General features: G+C 66.9%; 21 protein-coding genes. 14 read left to right on the top strand and 7 right to left on the bottom strand.

Translation table 11 applies throughout. From position 1 onward, the window contains the following. The first annotated feature begins 135 nt into the window (after window positions 1-135). From ACEN8G_RS20460 to ACEN8G_RS20480, 5 genes are all read left to right on the top strand, one after another. The gene (locus ACEN8G_RS20460; RefSeq protein ID WP_413413938.1) at window positions 136-927 is read left to right on the top strand and encodes an adenylate/guanylate cyclase domain-containing protein; all 792 of its coding nucleotides are present in this window, start codon (window positions 136-138) and stop codon (window positions 925-927) included. A 27-nt stretch (window positions 928-954) separates the two neighbouring features. Then, a complete protein-coding gene (locus ACEN8G_RS20465; protein WP_413413939.1) occupies window positions 955-1,110 on the top strand; it encodes a VOC family protein in 156 nt (51 codons plus the stop codon). A gap of 70 nt (window positions 1,111-1,180) precedes the next feature. Next, a complete protein-coding gene (locus ACEN8G_RS20470) occupies window positions 1,181-1,576 on the top strand; it encodes a DUF6632 domain-containing protein (RefSeq protein ID WP_413413899.1) in 396 nt (131 codons plus the stop codon). Next, window positions 1,563-1,814 carry a hypothetical protein gene (locus tag ACEN8G_RS20475; protein ID WP_413413901.1) on the top strand — a complete coding sequence of 84 codons (252 nt, stop codon included), beginning with the start codon at window positions 1,563-1,565 and terminating at the stop codon, window positions 1,812-1,814. Before ACEN8G_RS20470 ends, ACEN8G_RS20475 begins: the two co-directional genes overlap by 14 nt. Window positions 1,815-1,895: 81 nt before the next feature. Continuing rightward, on the top strand, window positions 1,896-2,717 hold the full coding sequence (locus ACEN8G_RS20480) for a hypothetical protein (protein WP_413413902.1): 822 nt from the start codon (window positions 1,896-1,898) through the stop codon (window positions 2,715-2,717). A 61-nt stretch (window positions 2,718-2,778) separates the two neighbouring features. Here ACEN8G_RS20480 and ACEN8G_RS20485 read toward each other — a convergent pair whose 3' ends face one another. Continuing rightward, complete coding sequence (locus ACEN8G_RS20485; RefSeq protein WP_413413903.1) at window positions 2,779-3,438, bottom strand: DUF6891 domain-containing protein; 660 nt, start codon at window positions 3,436-3,438, stop codon at window positions 2,779-2,781. A gap of 75 nt (window positions 3,439-3,513) precedes the next feature. Continuing rightward, window positions 3,514-4,968 (bottom strand): S41 family peptidase, encoded by a 1,455-nt coding sequence (locus ACEN8G_RS20490; protein WP_413413904.1) that lies wholly within the window; start codon window positions 4,966-4,968, stop codon window positions 3,514-3,516. Window positions 4,969-5,095: 127 nt separating this feature from the next. On the opposite strand from ACEN8G_RS20490, the gene ACEN8G_RS20495 reads away from it, so the two are divergent. Then, complete coding sequence (locus ACEN8G_RS20495) at window positions 5,096-5,605, top strand: 2'-5' RNA ligase family protein (RefSeq protein WP_413413905.1); 510 nt, start codon at window positions 5,096-5,098, stop codon at window positions 5,603-5,605. On the opposite strand, the gene ung is transcribed toward ACEN8G_RS20495, so the two are convergent. Next, the gene (gene ung, locus ACEN8G_RS20500) at window positions 5,594-6,295 is read right to left on the bottom strand and encodes a uracil-DNA glycosylase (RefSeq protein ID WP_413413907.1); all 702 of its coding nucleotides are present in this window, start codon (window positions 6,293-6,295) and stop codon (window positions 5,594-5,596) included. The genes ACEN8G_RS20495 and ung overlap by 12 nt on opposite strands. 30 nt (window positions 6,296-6,325) lie before the next feature. After that, window positions 6,326-7,012, bottom strand: coding sequence for an endonuclease III domain-containing protein (locus ACEN8G_RS20505; protein WP_413413908.1), 687 nt, complete (start codon window positions 7,010-7,012; stop codon window positions 6,326-6,328). 81 nt (window positions 7,013-7,093) lie between these two features. On the opposite strand from ACEN8G_RS20505, the gene ACEN8G_RS20510 reads away from it, so the two are divergent. The 3 genes from ACEN8G_RS20510 (at window position 7,094) to ACEN8G_RS20520 (ending at window position 8,484) form a co-directional block, all read left to right on the top strand. After that, window positions 7,094-7,441 carry a GFA family protein gene (locus tag ACEN8G_RS20510; RefSeq protein ID WP_307116920.1) on the top strand — a complete coding sequence of 116 codons (348 nt, stop codon included), beginning with the start codon at window positions 7,094-7,096 and terminating at the stop codon, window positions 7,439-7,441. Between the two features lie 39 nt (window positions 7,442-7,480). Beyond that, on the top strand, window positions 7,481-7,852 hold the full coding sequence (locus tag ACEN8G_RS20515; protein ID WP_413413910.1) for a tRNA-binding protein: 372 nt from the start codon (window positions 7,481-7,483) through the stop codon (window positions 7,850-7,852). A gap of 80 nt (window positions 7,853-7,932) precedes the next feature. Continuing rightward, complete coding sequence (locus tag ACEN8G_RS20520; protein ID WP_413413912.1) at window positions 7,933-8,484, top strand: hypothetical protein; 552 nt, start codon at window positions 7,933-7,935, stop codon at window positions 8,482-8,484. Between the two features lie 66 nt (window positions 8,485-8,550). Here ACEN8G_RS20520 and ubiG read toward each other — a convergent pair whose 3' ends face one another. Further along, window positions 8,551-9,282, bottom strand: coding sequence for a bifunctional 2-polyprenyl-6-hydroxyphenol methylase/3-demethylubiquinol 3-O-methyltransferase UbiG (ubiG, locus tag ACEN8G_RS20525; protein ID WP_413413913.1), 732 nt, complete (start codon window positions 9,280-9,282; stop codon window positions 8,551-8,553). Window positions 9,283-9,364: 82 nt separating this feature from the next. On the opposite strand from ubiG, the gene ACEN8G_RS20530 reads away from it, so the two are divergent. The 4 genes from ACEN8G_RS20530 to ACEN8G_RS20545 all read left to right on the top strand — a co-directional run bounded on the left by ACEN8G_RS20530 (window position 9,365) and on the right by ACEN8G_RS20545 (window position 13,737). Beyond that, the gene (locus tag ACEN8G_RS20530) at window positions 9,365-10,645 is read left to right on the top strand and encodes an aspartate kinase (RefSeq protein WP_413413914.1); all 1,281 of its coding nucleotides are present in this window, start codon (window positions 9,365-9,367) and stop codon (window positions 10,643-10,645) included. 117 nt (window positions 10,646-10,762) lie between these two features. Further along, entirely contained in the window at window positions 10,763-11,590 is an 828-nt protein-coding gene (locus ACEN8G_RS20535) for a hypothetical protein (protein ID WP_413413916.1), read from the top strand. 317 nt (window positions 11,591-11,907) lie between these two features. After that, window positions 11,908-12,939: an NAD(P)H-dependent flavin oxidoreductase gene (locus ACEN8G_RS20540; RefSeq protein WP_413413917.1), complete on the top strand. Its 1,032-nt coding sequence runs from the start codon at window positions 11,908-11,910 to the stop codon at window positions 12,937-12,939. Window positions 12,940-13,002: 63 nt separating this feature from the next. Beyond that, window positions 13,003-13,737, top strand: coding sequence for a TonB family protein (locus ACEN8G_RS20545; RefSeq protein ID WP_413740679.1), 735 nt, complete (start codon window positions 13,003-13,005; stop codon window positions 13,735-13,737). On the opposite strand, the gene ACEN8G_RS20550 is transcribed toward ACEN8G_RS20545, so the two are convergent. Together ACEN8G_RS20550 and ACEN8G_RS20555 are read right to left on the bottom strand one after the other, a co-directional pair. Continuing rightward, complete coding sequence (locus ACEN8G_RS20550) at window positions 13,734-14,690, bottom strand: hypothetical protein (protein ID WP_413413919.1); 957 nt, start codon at window positions 14,688-14,690, stop codon at window positions 13,734-13,736. The two genes, ACEN8G_RS20545 and ACEN8G_RS20550, sit on opposite strands and share 4 nt — an antisense overlap. After that, a complete protein-coding gene (locus tag ACEN8G_RS20555; protein WP_413413920.1) occupies window positions 14,690-15,031 on the bottom strand; it encodes a PadR family transcriptional regulator in 342 nt (113 codons plus the stop codon). Before ACEN8G_RS20555 ends, ACEN8G_RS20550 begins: the two co-directional genes overlap by 1 nt. Window positions 15,032-15,236: 205 nt before the next feature. Here ACEN8G_RS20555 and ACEN8G_RS20560 point away from each other — a divergent pair, with 205 nt between their 5' ends. Beyond that, window positions 15,237-15,860, top strand: a complete 624-nt coding sequence (locus ACEN8G_RS20560) for a hypothetical protein (RefSeq protein ID WP_413413921.1) — start codon at window positions 15,237-15,239, stop codon at window positions 15,858-15,860. The last annotated feature ends 34 nt before the right edge of the window (window positions 15,861-15,894 follow it).

Raw genomic sequence — 15,894 nt, forward strand, 5'->3', positions numbered from 1 at the left:
ATTCTAATTAAAGTTCGCATGCCATCCGCAAGCGAATTTGATGAGGTTCTTTATCACACAATGTCTATGTTGCTCAAGGAGAGGTTTCCTGATCTGGACTTCAAATACGAATGTAAAATAACCGCGCATTCAGAGATGTTAGATAAGAAGAATGTGACAGCCGTTTTTTCCGCTCAGAAAATATATGGCCCGGAATATAATAGCGAAACTGGCCAAAAATATCAGGAAGTTGTAAATAAGTATCAAGAAATTCGAGATGAGCTTTCGATTGTCCTGGCGCAGTTGGCTGTAACAAATACAAAGTTCTTACATGAAAGCAAAAGAAGCTCTGATATTCAGAATGAGCTTAACGAACTTAGGATAGAATATCTTGAGCACCTTCGTGAAACTTCAAAATCTCTTATGAAGATAGATGTGAATCTAAAAGTTGTTATGTTTTTAGATGTCTCTGGATTCTCCCTTCTCGACAAGGTTCGTCGTGAAGGGCTTCTGGATATGCTTCGAAGCATGGTTCCTACTCTTCTCAACAGTAGAGAGGCGTCAGAAATTAATATGTGGGGAGACGCGATCGTAGCGACGTTCTCAGATCCTAACCATGCTATTGAAAGTGCGATGCGGTTCGTGCGGCATTTAGAGGTTGACCGCATGAGTGTCAGGATCGGTATGGCATGGGGGGAGGTGCGCACAAATTTTAACCCGGCTACCGGCCGAAGGGATATTGATGGCGAGGTAGTTAATCGCGCCGCGCGCATGGAACCTCTGGCTCCCACAGGAGGCATACTTGCTTCTGAAGAATTCGGGGGACTAGAAATAGATCAAACTCTTGCTGAGCTGGTTCCAGTAGAGGTCTCTGCGAAGAAATCTTTCGCTGATGTCAAAGCGGGTGATATGATAAAAGCATTTAGAATAAGGATATTGAAAAACTAGATACGTAATGTTATAGAGGATAACTTTATTCTATGCTTCCTCTTTAAGAAGGGTTTCGCCGCCTACACCAAGGCCGGCGTCCATTTCGTCCGCCCGCCCACCGACCAACCTTATGGCAAGGTCGCGGTGTTCGAGGACCTTTACGGCAATCGATGGGACCTGATCGAGCACCGCCAGCCCTGACCCGCCGCCCCGATTTGCCTGCAAGCCCCCGCAGCTATATCCTCCCGCCATCCGCCCCGGGGGATCCGCCATGAACACGCACAAGCTGCTGCAGGCCGCGCTCATCCTGTTCGGTATAACCTGCTGCCTCGTCTATCCGCTCGCGATCGTCTGGCCTTCGGGCTGGGCCTGGCATGAGGGGGCGCCGGCCGCGTCCAACTATTTCCTGATGATCGTCGGGGTCTATGCGACGCTCGGCATCTTCCTGATCCGCGCCGCCGCCGATCCGCAGGCGCACCGGTCGCTGATCCTCTTCGCCATCTGGTCGAGCCTCGTCCATGGGCTGATCATGGGCGCCCAGTCCTTCGCCCAGCCCATGCACATGGGGCACATCCCGGGCGACGTGTCGGCGCTGCTGATCATGGCGGCGGTGCTGGCCTGGCTGCTCCACGCCGATCGCACCCGGTCCGCCGATGCCCCGGCCTGACGGTCCGTCGCCGCCGCCGCGCCTCACCCAGGAAGCGGCTCCCGAGCCCCATCCCCTCGCCACGCCCCAGACCGCCCGCGCCAGCATCCGGATAGGGGAGCGCGTCGTGCTCGAGGCCGAGGCGCGCGCCACGCCGATCGGGCTGATCGCGATCGGCGGGATGGTCGCGGCGATCCTGCTCTCGGTGCCGCCGATCCTCCGCGCCGCCCGGGGGCCGCACCGGCTTCCGCCCGGCTGATGGATGCCTTTGTGCAACAGGTGCCGGCAAACGATCCTACAGCACTGGCACAATAGGGTTTCGTCTGATCCAAGCTTGTGGATGGAACAGCAGGACCATCGTATCGCATTCGATCCCGCGCTATCCGCAGGGATCGATCCCTTCCACCCTCCCGCCACGGCATCTGCCGCGGCGCCGCCGCCGGCCTTGCTCGACGCGCATGGCCATGACCCGGACGACTATGAATGGGTCCCGGTCCGGCGGAAGCATCGCCACGATGGCTGGTCGCCTGAGCGCCAGCGCAGCTTCATCGAGGCGCTTGCCGATCGCGGTTCGGTGACCGAGGCGGCGCAGGCGGTCGGCATGTCGGTCAGCAGCGCCTACAAGCTGCGCCGCTCGCCGGGTGGGGAGAATTTCGCCCGCGCCTGGAACATCGCGCTCCATCAGGCGGCGCTGCATCTTGCCGATGTCGCCTTCGACCGCGCGATCCACGGCAGCGACGAGCCGGTGTTCGACAAGGAAGGCCGCCGGGTCGGCCGCCGCATGCGCCTGAACGACCGGCTGCTGATGTTCCTGCTGCGCGCGCATCTGCCCGAGCGCTATGCCCATGCCCATCGCGAGGCACTGCCACCCGGTGTCGTGCAGCCCGGGCCCGGCATGCCGCTCGCGGCGGCGCTCGCCGCGCTGTCGCCGGTGGCTCCCATGGATCCCGCCGCGCTGCTCTCGCCCGAGGCGCTGGAAGATGCCATCGAGATCGCCGATCTCGCCGACGGCAAGCTGCCGCACTGGCTCTACGAGAAGTCCGAGGACGAGCAGGACGAAGCGGTCCGGGCGGAGCAGGCTGCGATCGACGCGCGGATCGATGCCGAGCTTGCCCGGCTGCGCGGCAAGCCCCCGTTCGATGCGGAGTTCGACGACGACTGAGTCGGCGAAAACATGCTTTTGGCGTGTACTTCGTGTACTTTGACCCCGGCGCCGGGCCGGCTCAGAGCCCCCGGCGCCGCTTCCAGTTGAGCGTCACGCCGATGCGCTTGTCCCAGCTGCCGTCCCAGTGCGTCTCCAGGCCATGTGCCTCGAGCTCCGCGACGATCTCGTGGGCCACGGCCAGCGCGGCGTCCTCGCCTTCGTCACAGGCGCCGTAGTTGAGGTAGAGCCCGCCGCCGTCCACGGCGCCCTCGGTGTCCTGCATGTGGTAGAATGCATAGCCATGCGCCGGGGCGCCGGCCTCCTCGACCGCGCGGACCTCGTCCCAGATCTCGGTCGCGCCGCAATTGCCGCAGCAGCTGAAGTTCTGGCGGGCGATCACGCCGCTCTCCTCCAGCGCGGCGAAGGCGGCGTCGAGCCGGTCGCAATCGGTCTCCTCGGGCCATTGGCGCTCGGCGTAGCGCTGCTCGGCCAGCGCCTCGCGCAGCGCCTTCTGGGCCATCGGGCGGAGCTCGTCGGGGGTCAGGTCGTCGGCAAAGGCGTCGGCCGCGTTGGTCAGGATCGCGTCCTCGTCATAGAAGCCGCTCGCCACGTCGCGGCGGATCTGGTCGCGCACCCATTCGGCCTTTTCCTCGATCGGCGTCGCCGGGGGCGCCAGTGCAGCCTCGGTTTCCGTCTCGGGCGCGCGCTTGCCGAACAACCGGCCGAACAGCGACTTCATCATTTCCTCCATCGTCCGGAGGGCAAGATAGCAACTGCAGGCGCCCGCGCCTATGCCGCGCGCCGCAAAAACGGGTCAGAACATGCCCGGCACGTCGCGCTGCGGGACGCTCGGCTTTGCCGGAGTGAGCAGCTCGTTGCCGGGCGTGGCGGCGCCGGTCTCGTTCAGGCTGCGCGCTGCGGCGGTGGCGGTGACCGCGCTGATCGCGGTGCAGCTCTTGCCCTGGATGAAGTCGAGCGCGGCGCGGGTCGATGCCTCGCGCGGGTCGCCCAGCTGATAGGCGATGTCGTCCGATGCGCGGCAGCTTGCCTTCACCGTGCCGGCCAGGCCGGAGAAATAGGCGCCCTGATGGTCGCGATTCTCCAGGGCGAAGGCGATGACGCGGAAGCGGTCGTCGCAGGCGGCCTTGTCGAGCGCGATCTGGCCGACCGGCTTGCCATAGGTGTTGGTGCCGACCAGCGCCATGTTGGTGCCGAGATAGGGCAGCATGCCCGCGGCGACGAGCTCGCTGGCCGAGGCGGTGCTGGAGGTGCCGATGAACGCGATGCGGGTCGGCGCGATCGACTGGGTCTGGGGCGCGAAATAGGCGGTGGTGTTCTGCGACGACTTGCTCGGGCGGAAGGTCATGTAGTCGAACACGTCCGAGGTGCTGCGATTGGCCCCGAGCAGGTCGCCCATCAGCTCGGCGATCGAGACCAGGCCGCCGCCATTGTAGCGCAGGTCGATGATCACCTCGGTCACCCCCGCCGCCTTGAACTGGGCGAAGGCGGCGCGCAGCGGCGAATCGGCGGTGTTGATGAAGGTGCGCAGGTTGACATAGCCGACGCGGTGGCCGCCATCGTCGATGATCTTGGCACCGTAGCGCGACGAGACCGGGGTGAGGGTATAGTCGGTCTTGGAGATCGTCACCACGCGAGTGCCCGCCGCCGCGTCGCTCACCCGCATCACCCGGCTGGTGCCGGCGGTGCTGGGGCCGAGCGCATTGGTCAGCGCGTCGGTGCCGCCCGCGGCGAGGATGTCGCTGACGTTCTGCAGGTTGCCGGTGGTGGTGCCGATCGCCTGGATCTCGGTGCCGCGGTCGATCCCGGCGGCCAGCGCGCTGGTGCCCTCGAAGGTCTCGGCCGAATAAAGCCGGTTGCCGTTCAGATAGAGGCGGAAGCCGAAGCCCGCGCTCGAGCCGGAATTATAATAGGCATTCTCCTCGGCGATCGAGGTGACATAGGTGAAGTAGCGGTCGCGGCCCTGGGCGCGTGCGGTGGCGGTGAGCGCGTCGACATAGGCTTCGACGGTCGAATAGGGCGCCGGGTCGAGGCTGGCCGGCAGCGTCTCGGGGAAGAGATACCATTCGTTGAGCTGCGCGGCGGCCCAGGTCTGGCGCTCGCGCAGGGTGCAGCCTGCCGCGGTGGTCGGCGTCGGGGTGGGCGTTACCCCGGTCGATCCGCCCCCGCCGCCCGAGACGGAACCGCTCCCGCCACCGCCGCTGCAGCCGGCCAGGGAAAGCGCGATCAGGATGGTCAGGGTGCGGCGCATCGGTGTCTCCTTGGCCCGAGCTTAGGCTCAGGAATTTTGCGAGTCATCCCCTTGTTATTGCCGGATTCGACTCATTCCACGGAAAGGAACATAAAGCGAACATATCAAGTGAGTCGAAAGCGAGGGAATGTCCGAGCCGGTCCTGTACGTCATGGCCAAGCCTCCGCCGGAAGTGCAGCCGCCCTTGCAGCGCGTTCGCAGCGCCCACCGGCTGGACGCGCATTATCCGCCGGACCGCTGGCACAGCACGATGCTCAAGCTCGGACTTGCCCGAAACTGGGCACCGCACCAGCTGGACCGGCTCCGCGAGGAACTCGGCGCGCTCTGTTTCGATCCGTTCGACATGGTGTTCGACGCGATCGACGGCCGGGCGCTGCGGGGCCGCAAGGGGATGCCGGCGCCGGCGGCCTTCCACCGTGCGCTTCGCCGGGTCGCGCTGCGCTGTGGTGTCGATCTGCCGGTGCACAATTTCTGGCTGCACCTCAGCCTCGCCTACAAGGGCATGGGCGTGCCGCGCGCGCAGATCGATCCGGTCTCGTGGCGCGTCGAGGAATTCCAGCTGATCCGGAGCGACCATGGCCACGAGATGCTCGGCCGCTGGCCGCTCATCCCGCGCCAGTACGCCTTAGCCCTGTAGCGGCGGCAGCGCCCAGTCGATCGGCTTCTGCCCGACGCTCTTCAGGAATTCGTTGGCCCTGGAGAAGTGCTTCGAGCCGAAAAAGCCCGAATAGGCGGAAAGGGGCGAGGGGTGGGGCGCCTTGAGCACCAGGTGCCGCCCGCCCCTGTCGATCGAATCGACGAACGCCGCCTTCTTCTGGGCATGGCTGCCCCAGAGCAGGAAGACCACCGGCTCGGCGCGGGCGTTGACCAGCCGGATCACCGCATCGGTGAACCGCTCCCAGCCGCGCCCCTGATGCGATGCCGCCGCGCCCATCTGCACGGTCAGCACCGCGTTGAGGAGAAGGACGCCCTGCTCGGCCCAATGCTCGAGAAAGCCGTGCCGCGCCGGCGGGATGCCGAGGTCGGCCTCCATCTCCTTGTAGATGTTGACCAGGCTCGGCGGGGTGCGCACGCCCGGCTTGACCGAGAAGCACAGGCCATGCGCCTGACCCTCGCCATGATAGGGGTCCTGGCCCAGGATGACGACGCGGACATTCTCCAGCGGCGTCAGGTCGAGCGCGCGGAACCACTCGCTGCCGGCCGGGAAGATGCGCTTGCCCGCTGCCTTCTCGGCGACGAGGAACTGGCGCAGCGCCGCCATGTACGGATCGGCGAACTCGCTTTGCAGCGGTTCGAGCCAGCTCGGATGGAGTTTCACCTCGGCCATGGCCTCCTGTCCGAGAGCGCGGGCACGCTGTCAATTGCTCCGAGAGCGACAATCGGTCCGAAGCGGGCAGCGGGCGCAGTCGGTGGCGTCGAAGCGGCAGAGCGTCTGGCCAAGCTTCTTGGTGCCGATATGGAAGTCGAGAAAGTCGCCGCCCTGCCATTCGGGCATCGCCGCGGTCACCGCCTCGCTCGCGTCGCGCCCCTCGGCGCTGCGCCGGACGAAGCCGATGCGCTGGAGCACGCGCAGCACATGGGTGTCGACGATCAGCACCGGCCGGTCGAGCGTGCTGGCGTTGAGCGTCGCCGCCGCGACCTTGCGCCCCACCCCGGGCAGCCGCTCGAGCCAGGCGAGCGCCTCGCCCAGCGGGAGCGCACCCAGGAAGTGCAGGTCGAAGGTCTTGCGCTCCGCCGCGATCCGCCCCAGCGCGCCGATCAGGTAGCGCGCCTTGTCCTCGGCATGGGTGACTGCATGGATGGCGCGCAGCACCTCGGCCGGCCCCGCCGCCAGCACCTGGCCGGGCGTGCCGAAGCGGGCGACCAGCCGGTCATAGGCGGCCAGCGACACCGGGTCCTTGGTCCGCCCGCTGATCAGCGACTTGACCAGCGCCCCGATCGGCGAGCGGCGCGGTAACGGGCCGGCGAGCGCGCGCATCGGCTCCAGCGCTTGCTGCCAGCGCGCAATATCGTCATGCCCATGGAAGCCGAAGCCCGATTGCATGGGCCGTGCAATAGAACATAATGAGAACAAGAACAATGGGGCAGCCCGCGCGTTGCCCCGCAAAGAACAGAGGAGGAGACGATGCCGTTCACCGGAAGCTGCCATTGCGGCGCGATCGCCTATACGGTCGATGAGGATCCGCCCCGCCAGGCGATGGCATGCAACTGCTCGATCTGCCGCCGCAAGGCGCCGCTCCACCATTTCACCACGCCGGACAAGTTCACCCTCCACACCCCGCGCGACGCGGTGGCGACCTATGAGTTCAACCACCACGTCATCCAGCATCACTTCTGCAGCAATTGCGGCGTGGCGCCCTTCGCGGAGGGGCGGGGGCCGAACGGGCCGATGGTCGAGATCAACCTGCGCTGCGCCGACGGGGTCGATCTCGATGCGCTGAACGTCCAGCAGTATGACGGGGCGGCCCGCTGAGACTGGCCGCGGCGGCGGGGCAGTGGCATGGGGCCTCCCATGCACATGACTCACGATCCCGCCGCCCAGGCCGCCGAGACGATCGGCTTCGACCAGTTCCTCGCCGTCGACATCCGCGTGGGCACGATCGTCGAGGCCGAGGCATTCCCGGAGGCGCGCAAGCCAGCCTTCAAGCTGCTGATCGATTTCGGCCCGACGATCGGCCGCAAGCGCTCCTCGGCGCAGATCACCGAGCATTACACGCTCGCGCAGCTGCCGGGCCTGCAGGTCGCCGCCGTGGTCAATTTCCCGCCGCGCCAGATCGGCAAGTTCATGTCCGAGGTGCTGACGCTCGGCTTCCCCGATGCCGAGGGCAAGGTGGTGCTGTTCCACCCGAGCGAGAAGGTGCCGGACGGGGGCCGGCTGTTCTGACCGGTAACGCTAACAATTCCGATTGAAACGATCCGGACACAGGCATAGCCTCCTTCGCAAACAACAAGGGGAGGCAAAATATGACCAAGCGACTGGCGCTCGCCGCCATTGCCATGACGATCCCGGCCGGGCTCGCCGCGCAGACGGCACCGGCCGAGCCCGAAGTCCTCAACAACGCCAATCCGGACAGCTTCCAGGTCTATGGCCTGCCGGGCGGGGCCAAGCCGCAATCGGTGAAGGATGCGAAGGTCCAGTTCGGCAAGGCGATCCGGGTCGAGACGCCGGGGGGCGGCAATGCCTGGGGCGTCGGGGTCAACTCGCCGCTCCAACTGGGGGTGAAGAAGGGCGACAAGATCGTGATCGCCTTCTACGCCCGGGTGCAAAAGCCGGCCGAGGGCGCGACTACCGCCGAGATCGCCAACGCCCAGATCCAGCTCGCCGCGGCACCCTATACCCGGCTCTTCGGCAACCCGGTCACCGTGGGTCCCGAGTGGAAGCTCTACACCGCCGCCGGCCATGCCGACCGCGACTATGCCAAGGGCGAGCTCGCCGCCGCGCTCCACATCAACACCGCCAGGCAGGTGCTGGATATCGGCGCGATGGCGGTGCTGAACTATGGGCAGAAGCCGTAGCTTCCAAACCCGCGTTCCAATTCCAAACCGTCATCCCCGCGAAGGCGGGGATGACGAAATCGAGGGTTACGCCCGCACCACCGTGACCAGGTAATTCAGCGTCTCGCTGGTGCCGGTGACGAACCCGCGCGCCGGCGAGAAGCCCAGCCCCGTGCGGTCGATCACCTTCAGCCCGGCCGCCGCCAGCAATTCCTCCAACTCCTCGGGGCGGAGGAACTTGCGCCAGTCATGCGTGCCCGGCGGGATCGCGCCGGTGCCCTCGGCCAGGGTGATCATCGCCAGATGCGAGGCGAGCGTGCGGTTGGGGGTGGAGAGGACCATCAGCCCGCCCTCGGCGAGCGCCCCGGCCAGCGCGGCGACGAACGCCGCCGGATCGGTGACGTGCTCGATCACTTCCATCGAAGTGACCAGGTCGAAGCTGCGTCCCGGCAGGTCCTCGATCCCGCCCGCGATATAGTCGATGTCGAGCCCGGTCGCGGCGGCATGGGCTTGGGCGGCACCGATATTCTCGGGCGCGGCGTCGATGCCGGTCATCTTCGCCCCCAGCCGGGCGAGCGGCTCGGCGAGCAGCCCGGCCCCGCAGCCGACATCGATCGCGGTCCTGCCCGCTAGCGGTGCGAAGCCCGCGCTGTCGCCGCCCCAATGCGCGTCCACCGCGGCGCGGATATAGCCCAGCCGCGCCGGATTCAGCCGGTGGAGCATCGCCGAGGAACCCTTCGGATTCCACCAGTCCGCCGCCAGCTTGCCGAAATGCTCAGCTTCACGCGGGTCAATTGTTGCTTTGGTTGCGCTTGCCATGCGCCGCTCCTATCAGGGCGCCCCATTATCGTCATCCCCGCAGCTGCGGGGACCAGGCCCGCAAAGCAGACAGGCTCTTTCCATGGCGCGTATCGTGATGAAGTTCGGCGGCACCTCGATGGCAGGCATCGAGCGCATCCGGAACGTTGCGAAGCGCGTCAAACGCGAATGGGATGCGGGCAACCAGGTCGCGGTGGTCGTCTCGGCGATGGCCGGCGAGACCGACCGGCTGGTCAATTTCTGCCGCGAGGCAAGCTCGCTCTACGATCCGCGCGAATATGACGTGGTCGTATCGGCCGGCGAGCAGATCACCTCGGGCCTGCTCGCGGTGGCGCTTCAGGCGCTCGGCGTGCCGGCGCGCTCCTGGCTCGGCACGCAGGTCGCGATCCACACCGATTCGGCGCATGCCAAGGCGCGCATCCAGACGATCGATTCCGCCGGGCTCGAAGCCGGCTGGGCGCAGGGCGAAGTCGCGGTCATCCCCGGCTTCCAGGGCGTGACCAGCGACGGCAGCAACCGCGTCACCACGCTCGGCCGCGGCGGCTCGGACACCTCGGCGGTTGCGGTTGCGGCGGCGGTCAAGGCCGATCGCTGCGACATCTACACGGACGTCGATGGCGTCTACACCACCGATCCGCGCATCGTCCCCCGGGCTCGCAAGCTCAAGAAGGTGACGTACGAGGAGATGCTGGAGCTCGCCAGCGTCGGGGCCAAGGTGCTCCAGACGCGCTCGGTGGGCCTGGCGATGAAGGAACAGGTCCGCGTCCAGGTGCTGTCGTCGTTCACCGGCGACGATGCCCCGATGGCGGACACGCTGCCCGGAACGATGATCGTGGGCGAAGAGGAGATTCAGGACGTGGAAAGCCAGCTCATCACCGGCATCGCGCACGACAAGAACGAAGCGAAGATCACGCTGACGGCGGTACCGGACAAGCCCGGCGCTGTGGCCTCGATCTTCAATCCGCTCGCCGCGGCCAACATCAATGTCGACATGATCATCCAGAACATCGCGCACCAGAGCGCGGGTTCGGCGAGCGCGACCGACGTGACCTTCACCGTGCCGGCCGCCGATCTGGCCCGCTCGATCGAAGCGCTCAACCAGGCCAAGGGCGTGATCGGCTTCGCGGACCTGCTCCAGGACACGCGCGTCGCCAAGATCTCCGTGGTCGGCGTCGGCATGCGCAGCCATGCGGGCGTCGCCGCGACGATGTTCAAGACGCTCGGCGAGCGCGGGATCAACATCCAGGCGATCACCACCTCGGAGATCAAGGTCAGCGTGCTGATCAACGAGGACGAGACCGAGCTGGCGGTGCGCATCCTCCACACCGCCTATGGCCTGGACGCGACCGACGAGGCCGCCTGACCGCGTCCTGCCGGATGCGTTCTGACCGTCCGCTGCAACGAACCGTAACATGCGGCGCGATGCTGCCATGTTTCGGTCGTGCTGCCGCCGCGCCGCCATGGTTGGGGCGAAAGCGTGATGATGTGGCTGCGCACCCGTCTCTTCGCTGATTCGGGGCTGCTGCGCAGGCGCGGCGCGGCCTTGCTGATCGCGCTCGTCCTCGAGCTGCTGCTGCTGGCGCTCCTGCTGTTCTTCGTGCCGCCCTTGCCGGGCCGCAAGCAGGGCAACAGCCTGAGTACCTTCGGGATCGAAGCATCGAAGGGCGAGGAGAGCCCCGACAAGAAGCCGGCCGAGAAGCAGCAGAAGAAGGCGGCGCGCGCGCAAAAGGCGCAAGCCCAGGCGCAGACCCAGCCGCCGCCTCCGGTGCCGACCCCGATCGAGACGCCGGTGCCGGTCGGTCCGCCGACCTTCCTCAAGCTCAGCCGCAACGACTATCAGCAGGGGGACATCGCAAAGGTGCCCTCGCGTGCCGAGACGAGCGACGGCGCGTCGACCGAGACCGCCGATGCGGGCGGCGGGGGCGGGGCGGGCGACACGCCTGTCGCGGGCCGCAAGGGCCGCAATGGCGAGACGCTCTATGTCGCCGAATGGTATCGCGAGCCGCGCAACGCCGAGCTCAATCCCTATATCAACCCGAACCGGGCGCGCTTTCCGGGCTACGGGCTGGTCGCCTGCCGGACGGTGGCGCGCTACAAGGTCGAGGATTGCTACGAGCTCGAGGAGACGCGCGGCACCGGCTTTGCCGGATCGGTCCGCCAGGCCGCCTTCCAGTTCCTCGTCCGCCCGCCGCGTGTCGGCAAGAAGCCGATGGTCGGCGCATGGGTGGTGATCCGCATCGATTATCGCCAGACCAATCGCCCTTCGGCGGACGTCGCGCCCTCGGGTTCGGGAAGCCAGGAACCCTAGGCTCTCGGCGCGGCCGTGCTTGCAATGTAGGATTTCGCATGGTTGCGTCGAAGTATCGGGGCGTGCCCTCGATCGCTCTTTGACTGGTAGGAAATATAGGACCGGTCCCCTCGCTGGCCTGCGCAACAAGCTTGCCGAAATCGCAGGGGCGCATGCTGCGCATATGTCGTGACCTTTGTGAACTTCCGGCCCGCCCACGACCCCGCGCTGTAGGATCGAACCGAGCCACGAAAACCCGCTTCTGGCGTGTACTTCGTGTACTTTGGCGATTCGTGGGGGCCTTGCCGGGCAATGGCCTGGGCGGCTAGGCGAGGGGGATGACCAATGCATCTTCCATCGGCGCCGAGCGCCTGGCCCGCCGCATGGCGCGCGGCTGCGCGTTCCTGGGCACCGAGACCGCCATCCTGGGCGGCGCCATGTCCTGGGTGTCCGAGCGCAACCTCGTCGCCGCCATCTCCAATGCCGGCGGCTTCGGCGTGATCGCCTGCGGCGCGATGACGCCCGAGCTGCTCGACAAGGAGATCGCCGGGACCAGGGCGCTCACCGCCAAGCCCTTCGGCGTCAACCTGATCACCATGCACCCGCAGCTCTTCGAGCTGATCGAGGTCTGCAAGAAGCATGATGTCGGCCATGTCGTGCTCGCCGGCGGCCTGCCGCCCGCGGGCTCGCTCGATGCGATCAAGGCCAATGGCGCCAAGCTGATCTGCTTCGCCCCCGCGCTCAGCCTCGCCAAGAAGCTGATCCGCTCGGGCGTCGACGCGCTGGTGGTCGAGGGCATGGAGGCCGGCGGCCATATCGGCCCGGTCTCGACCAGCGTGCTGGCGCAGGAGATCCTCCCCGAAGTCGCCGAGCAGGTCCCCGTCTTCGTCGCCGGCGGCATCGGCCGGGGCGAGGCGATCGCCGGCTATCTCGACATGGGCGCCGCCGGCGTCCAGCTCGGCACCCGCTTCGTCTGCGCGACCGAGAGCATCGCCCATGCCAATTTCAAGAAGGCGTTCATCCGCGCCTCGGCCCGCGACGCCATCGCCAGCGTCCAGATCGACCCCCGCCTGCCGGTGATCCCTGTCCGCGCGCTCAAGAATGCGGCGGGCGAGCTGTTCTCCGCCAAGCAGCGCGAAGTCGCCCAGCTGCTCGACGAGGGCAAGGTCGAGATGCTCGAGGCCCAGCTCCAGATCGAGCATTACTGGGCCGGCGCGCTGCGCCGCGCGGTGATCGATGGCGATGTCGAGCATGGCTCGGTGATGGCCGGCCAGTCGGTCGGCATGGTCTCGAAGGAGGAGCCGGTCGCCGACATCATCGCCACGCTGATGGCCGAGGCCGCCCACGCGCTGGAGAAGCGCGCGGCCTGAGTCCGGCCCGAAGCGGTGCGGCCTCGGCTTGCCCGGGGGCCGGTGGCGTGAGACGCTGCCGGCATGGCAAGCTCTCCTGTCTCGCCGCCCCGGCTGACCGCGCCCGTCCGCGCGCTGTCGCTGCTCCTCGCCCTGCTCTTCGCCGCGCTGCCGCTGGTTGCGCTGCTCCAGAGCATCGCCGTGCAGTTGCTGCCCGCACCGAACCCGCCGGCTGCGCCGGTGACCGAGGTGCGGCTGATTCCGCTGCCGCCGCCCGCGATCGCGCCGCTGAAACAACCCGCCACGGCCGAGGCCGGGCCGATAGCGCCGGCGCCGATCGTGGCGGTACCGGTCGGCCAGCCGGCCCCGTCGGTGGTGGCGCCGGCGCCCAGCGCCGGACCATCCGCCGGCAATGCCGTCCGTACTGCGGAACCGGCCACGCCGTTCGCCTCACCCGTGCTGCCCGCTCCGCCGGCTCCGCCACAGCCGGTTCGCGAGAGCGGGGAGGGCAGGCTGTTCCCGGCGGTCTGGGCCGAGACGCCCAGCCAGCGCCTGCTCGGCAAGCACAATCCGCCACGTGCCCGCTATGAGGGCGTCACCGGCAGCGCGCTGCTTGCCTGTCATGTCCTGGCGAGCCGGCGGCTCGCCGATTGCAAGGTGCTGCGCGAGACGCCCGAAGGCTATGGCTTCGGCAAGGCGGCGCTCGACGCATCGGCGGATTTCCGGGTGGTCCCGCCGATGCTCGATGGCCAGCTGGTGTCGCAGGGCCGGGTGGCGATCCCGGTGGGCTTCGCCAACCGCAAGCCCAACCGCGATTAACGGCGCTCCCGGTACAGCTGGTACAGCTCCTTCGCGCACTGGAAGGCCGTCGCTGCGGCGATAACGATCACCGCGATCTCCAGGCTCTTGTCGAGGCTTTCCTGGATCCGCGCGGCCTTTGCCGTGTCGGTGCCGACCACGGTGACGATCTGCCCGGCCTCGTGCAGCACCTTGGCGACGAGCAGGGTGCCGGCGGTGCAGCCCAGGATCAGCGCGGCGCGCACCGCCTTCCAGCCCGGGCGCAGGAAGCCGATCAGGCTCAGCGCGATCCGTGCCCAGACCAGCAGCGCCACCGGCCAGTAGAGCGTCGCCCAGACCTGCGCGCCGGTGATGCGCACGCCGGCATCGTGCGGCACGAAGGGGAAGGTGAAGCCGCCCGCCCACCAGATCAGGAAGGCGATGCCGAAGCCGATCTCGAACAGCGGCTCCCAGCGCTTGCGCGGCGACAGGTCGAGGCGGAGCTTGCCGAGGTCGGGCAGCTCCTCGGGCTTCCACTTGGCGAGATAGGCGTCGAGCCAGCCCAGCCGCTCGATCACCGCGAAGGACAGGGTGACCAGCGCGGCGTTGTAGAGCAGCGAATGGACCAGCCCGCCCGATCCGCGCGCCACCGCGCGGACCAGGTCGCCGGTCACCACGATCCCGCCGCCGATCTGCACCAGCTCGATCACCGCGACCACGACCAGCACGACCTTGAGCACGAACCAGTAGAAGGGGAACACCTCCGCCCCGATCAGCGCGCGCTGCTCACTATATTGCCCGGCAACCGCGATCGGATGGCCGAACTCGCGCAGTAGCTGGCTGACCTCGTCCTTGCTCAGCGGCCGGCCGAGGCTCTCCTCGCGATCCTCGATCCGCGCGGCGATCAGGTCGGCCAGTTCGGCGATGATGTCGTCGGCCTTGGCGGCGGGCAGGTTCCAGCGCACCGCGCCGAGATAGCGTTCGATGAGGTCCATCACTTGTCTCCCTGCGTCAGGCGGAGGATCGATTCGGAGATTGCGTTCCATTCGGCGAGCAGCTGGCCGAGCACGTCGAGCCCGACCGGGGTCAGGCGGTAGAAGCGCTTGTTGCGCTTGGCTTCCTCGCGCCATTCGCTGGTCAGCAGTCCCTGGGACTCCAGCCGGCGGAGCAGCGGGTAGAGCGCGCCCTCGTCGATCGGCAGCCCCGCTTCCTCCAGGCTGGTGCGCAGCGTGTAGCCATAGCGCTCCTCGCGCAGCGCCCCGAGCACCGCCAGCACCAGCGATCCGCGCCGGAGCTCGACGCGCAGCTTCTCGAACAGGTCTTCTTCGACCGGCATCGTCCTGTGCCTCATATCGTGTATGACACATACTATGTACTGCACAGTATATGCGGGCGCAAGTGGGCTGTGGATCGTTACGCAAGTGCTTGTAATTTGCGACGAATCGAGGCGGTAAACATGTGATTCACAAGCATTCTTCAGCCCGGATTCAGCGCGATGGGCAATGCTGCCGGCAGGGGATAGAGACCGGGGGGTTTCTTGCATGAAGAAGGTGTTTTGGAGCGCGGTTGCGCTCTGTGGACTCGTGTGCGCGCTGCCTGCGCATGCGCAATATCGGGATGGCGGGATGGTCGACCGGCCGCTTCCGCCGGCGGGTTCGACGATGAACCAGCTGATCCCGGCGGTGGCTGCCGATGGCCGCTACGACACGGTCAATCACAGCATCTCGCGCGATCAGACGGCCTGGCATGTACGGGCGGCGCTCAACGTGGCGGCGCTCGGTTGCCGCGACGTGGCGGAGCGTGAGACGGTGGCGGCGTACAATGCGATGCTCGGCCGGCACCGGGCGCCGCTCGCCGCCGCCGATGCGGCGGTGAAGGGCCAGTACCGCGCCCGCTATGGCGCGGGCTGGGATTCGCGGCACGATCGCGACATGACCCGGGTCTATAATTTCTTCGCCCAGCCGCCCGCCCAGCCCGGCTTCTGCCGCGTCGCGCGGGAAGTGCTGGCCGAGGTCGGGCAAGTCGTGCCCGGGCAGTTCGCGGCCTTTGCCGCCGATGCGCTGCCGCGGCTCGAACAGCCCTTCACCGACTTCTACCGTGATTATGACGCGTGGCGGGCTGCCGACCGCGCCTGGCATGGCCAGCTGGCGAGCGTTCAGCGCTAAAACAACGCTGCCGTAACGGTTTGTGTTCGCCTGC

It is taken from the genome of Sphingomonas sp. Sphisp66 (assembly GCF_047324325.1).
Lineage (GTDB): Bacteria > Pseudomonadota > Alphaproteobacteria > Sphingomonadales > Sphingomonadaceae > Sphingomonas.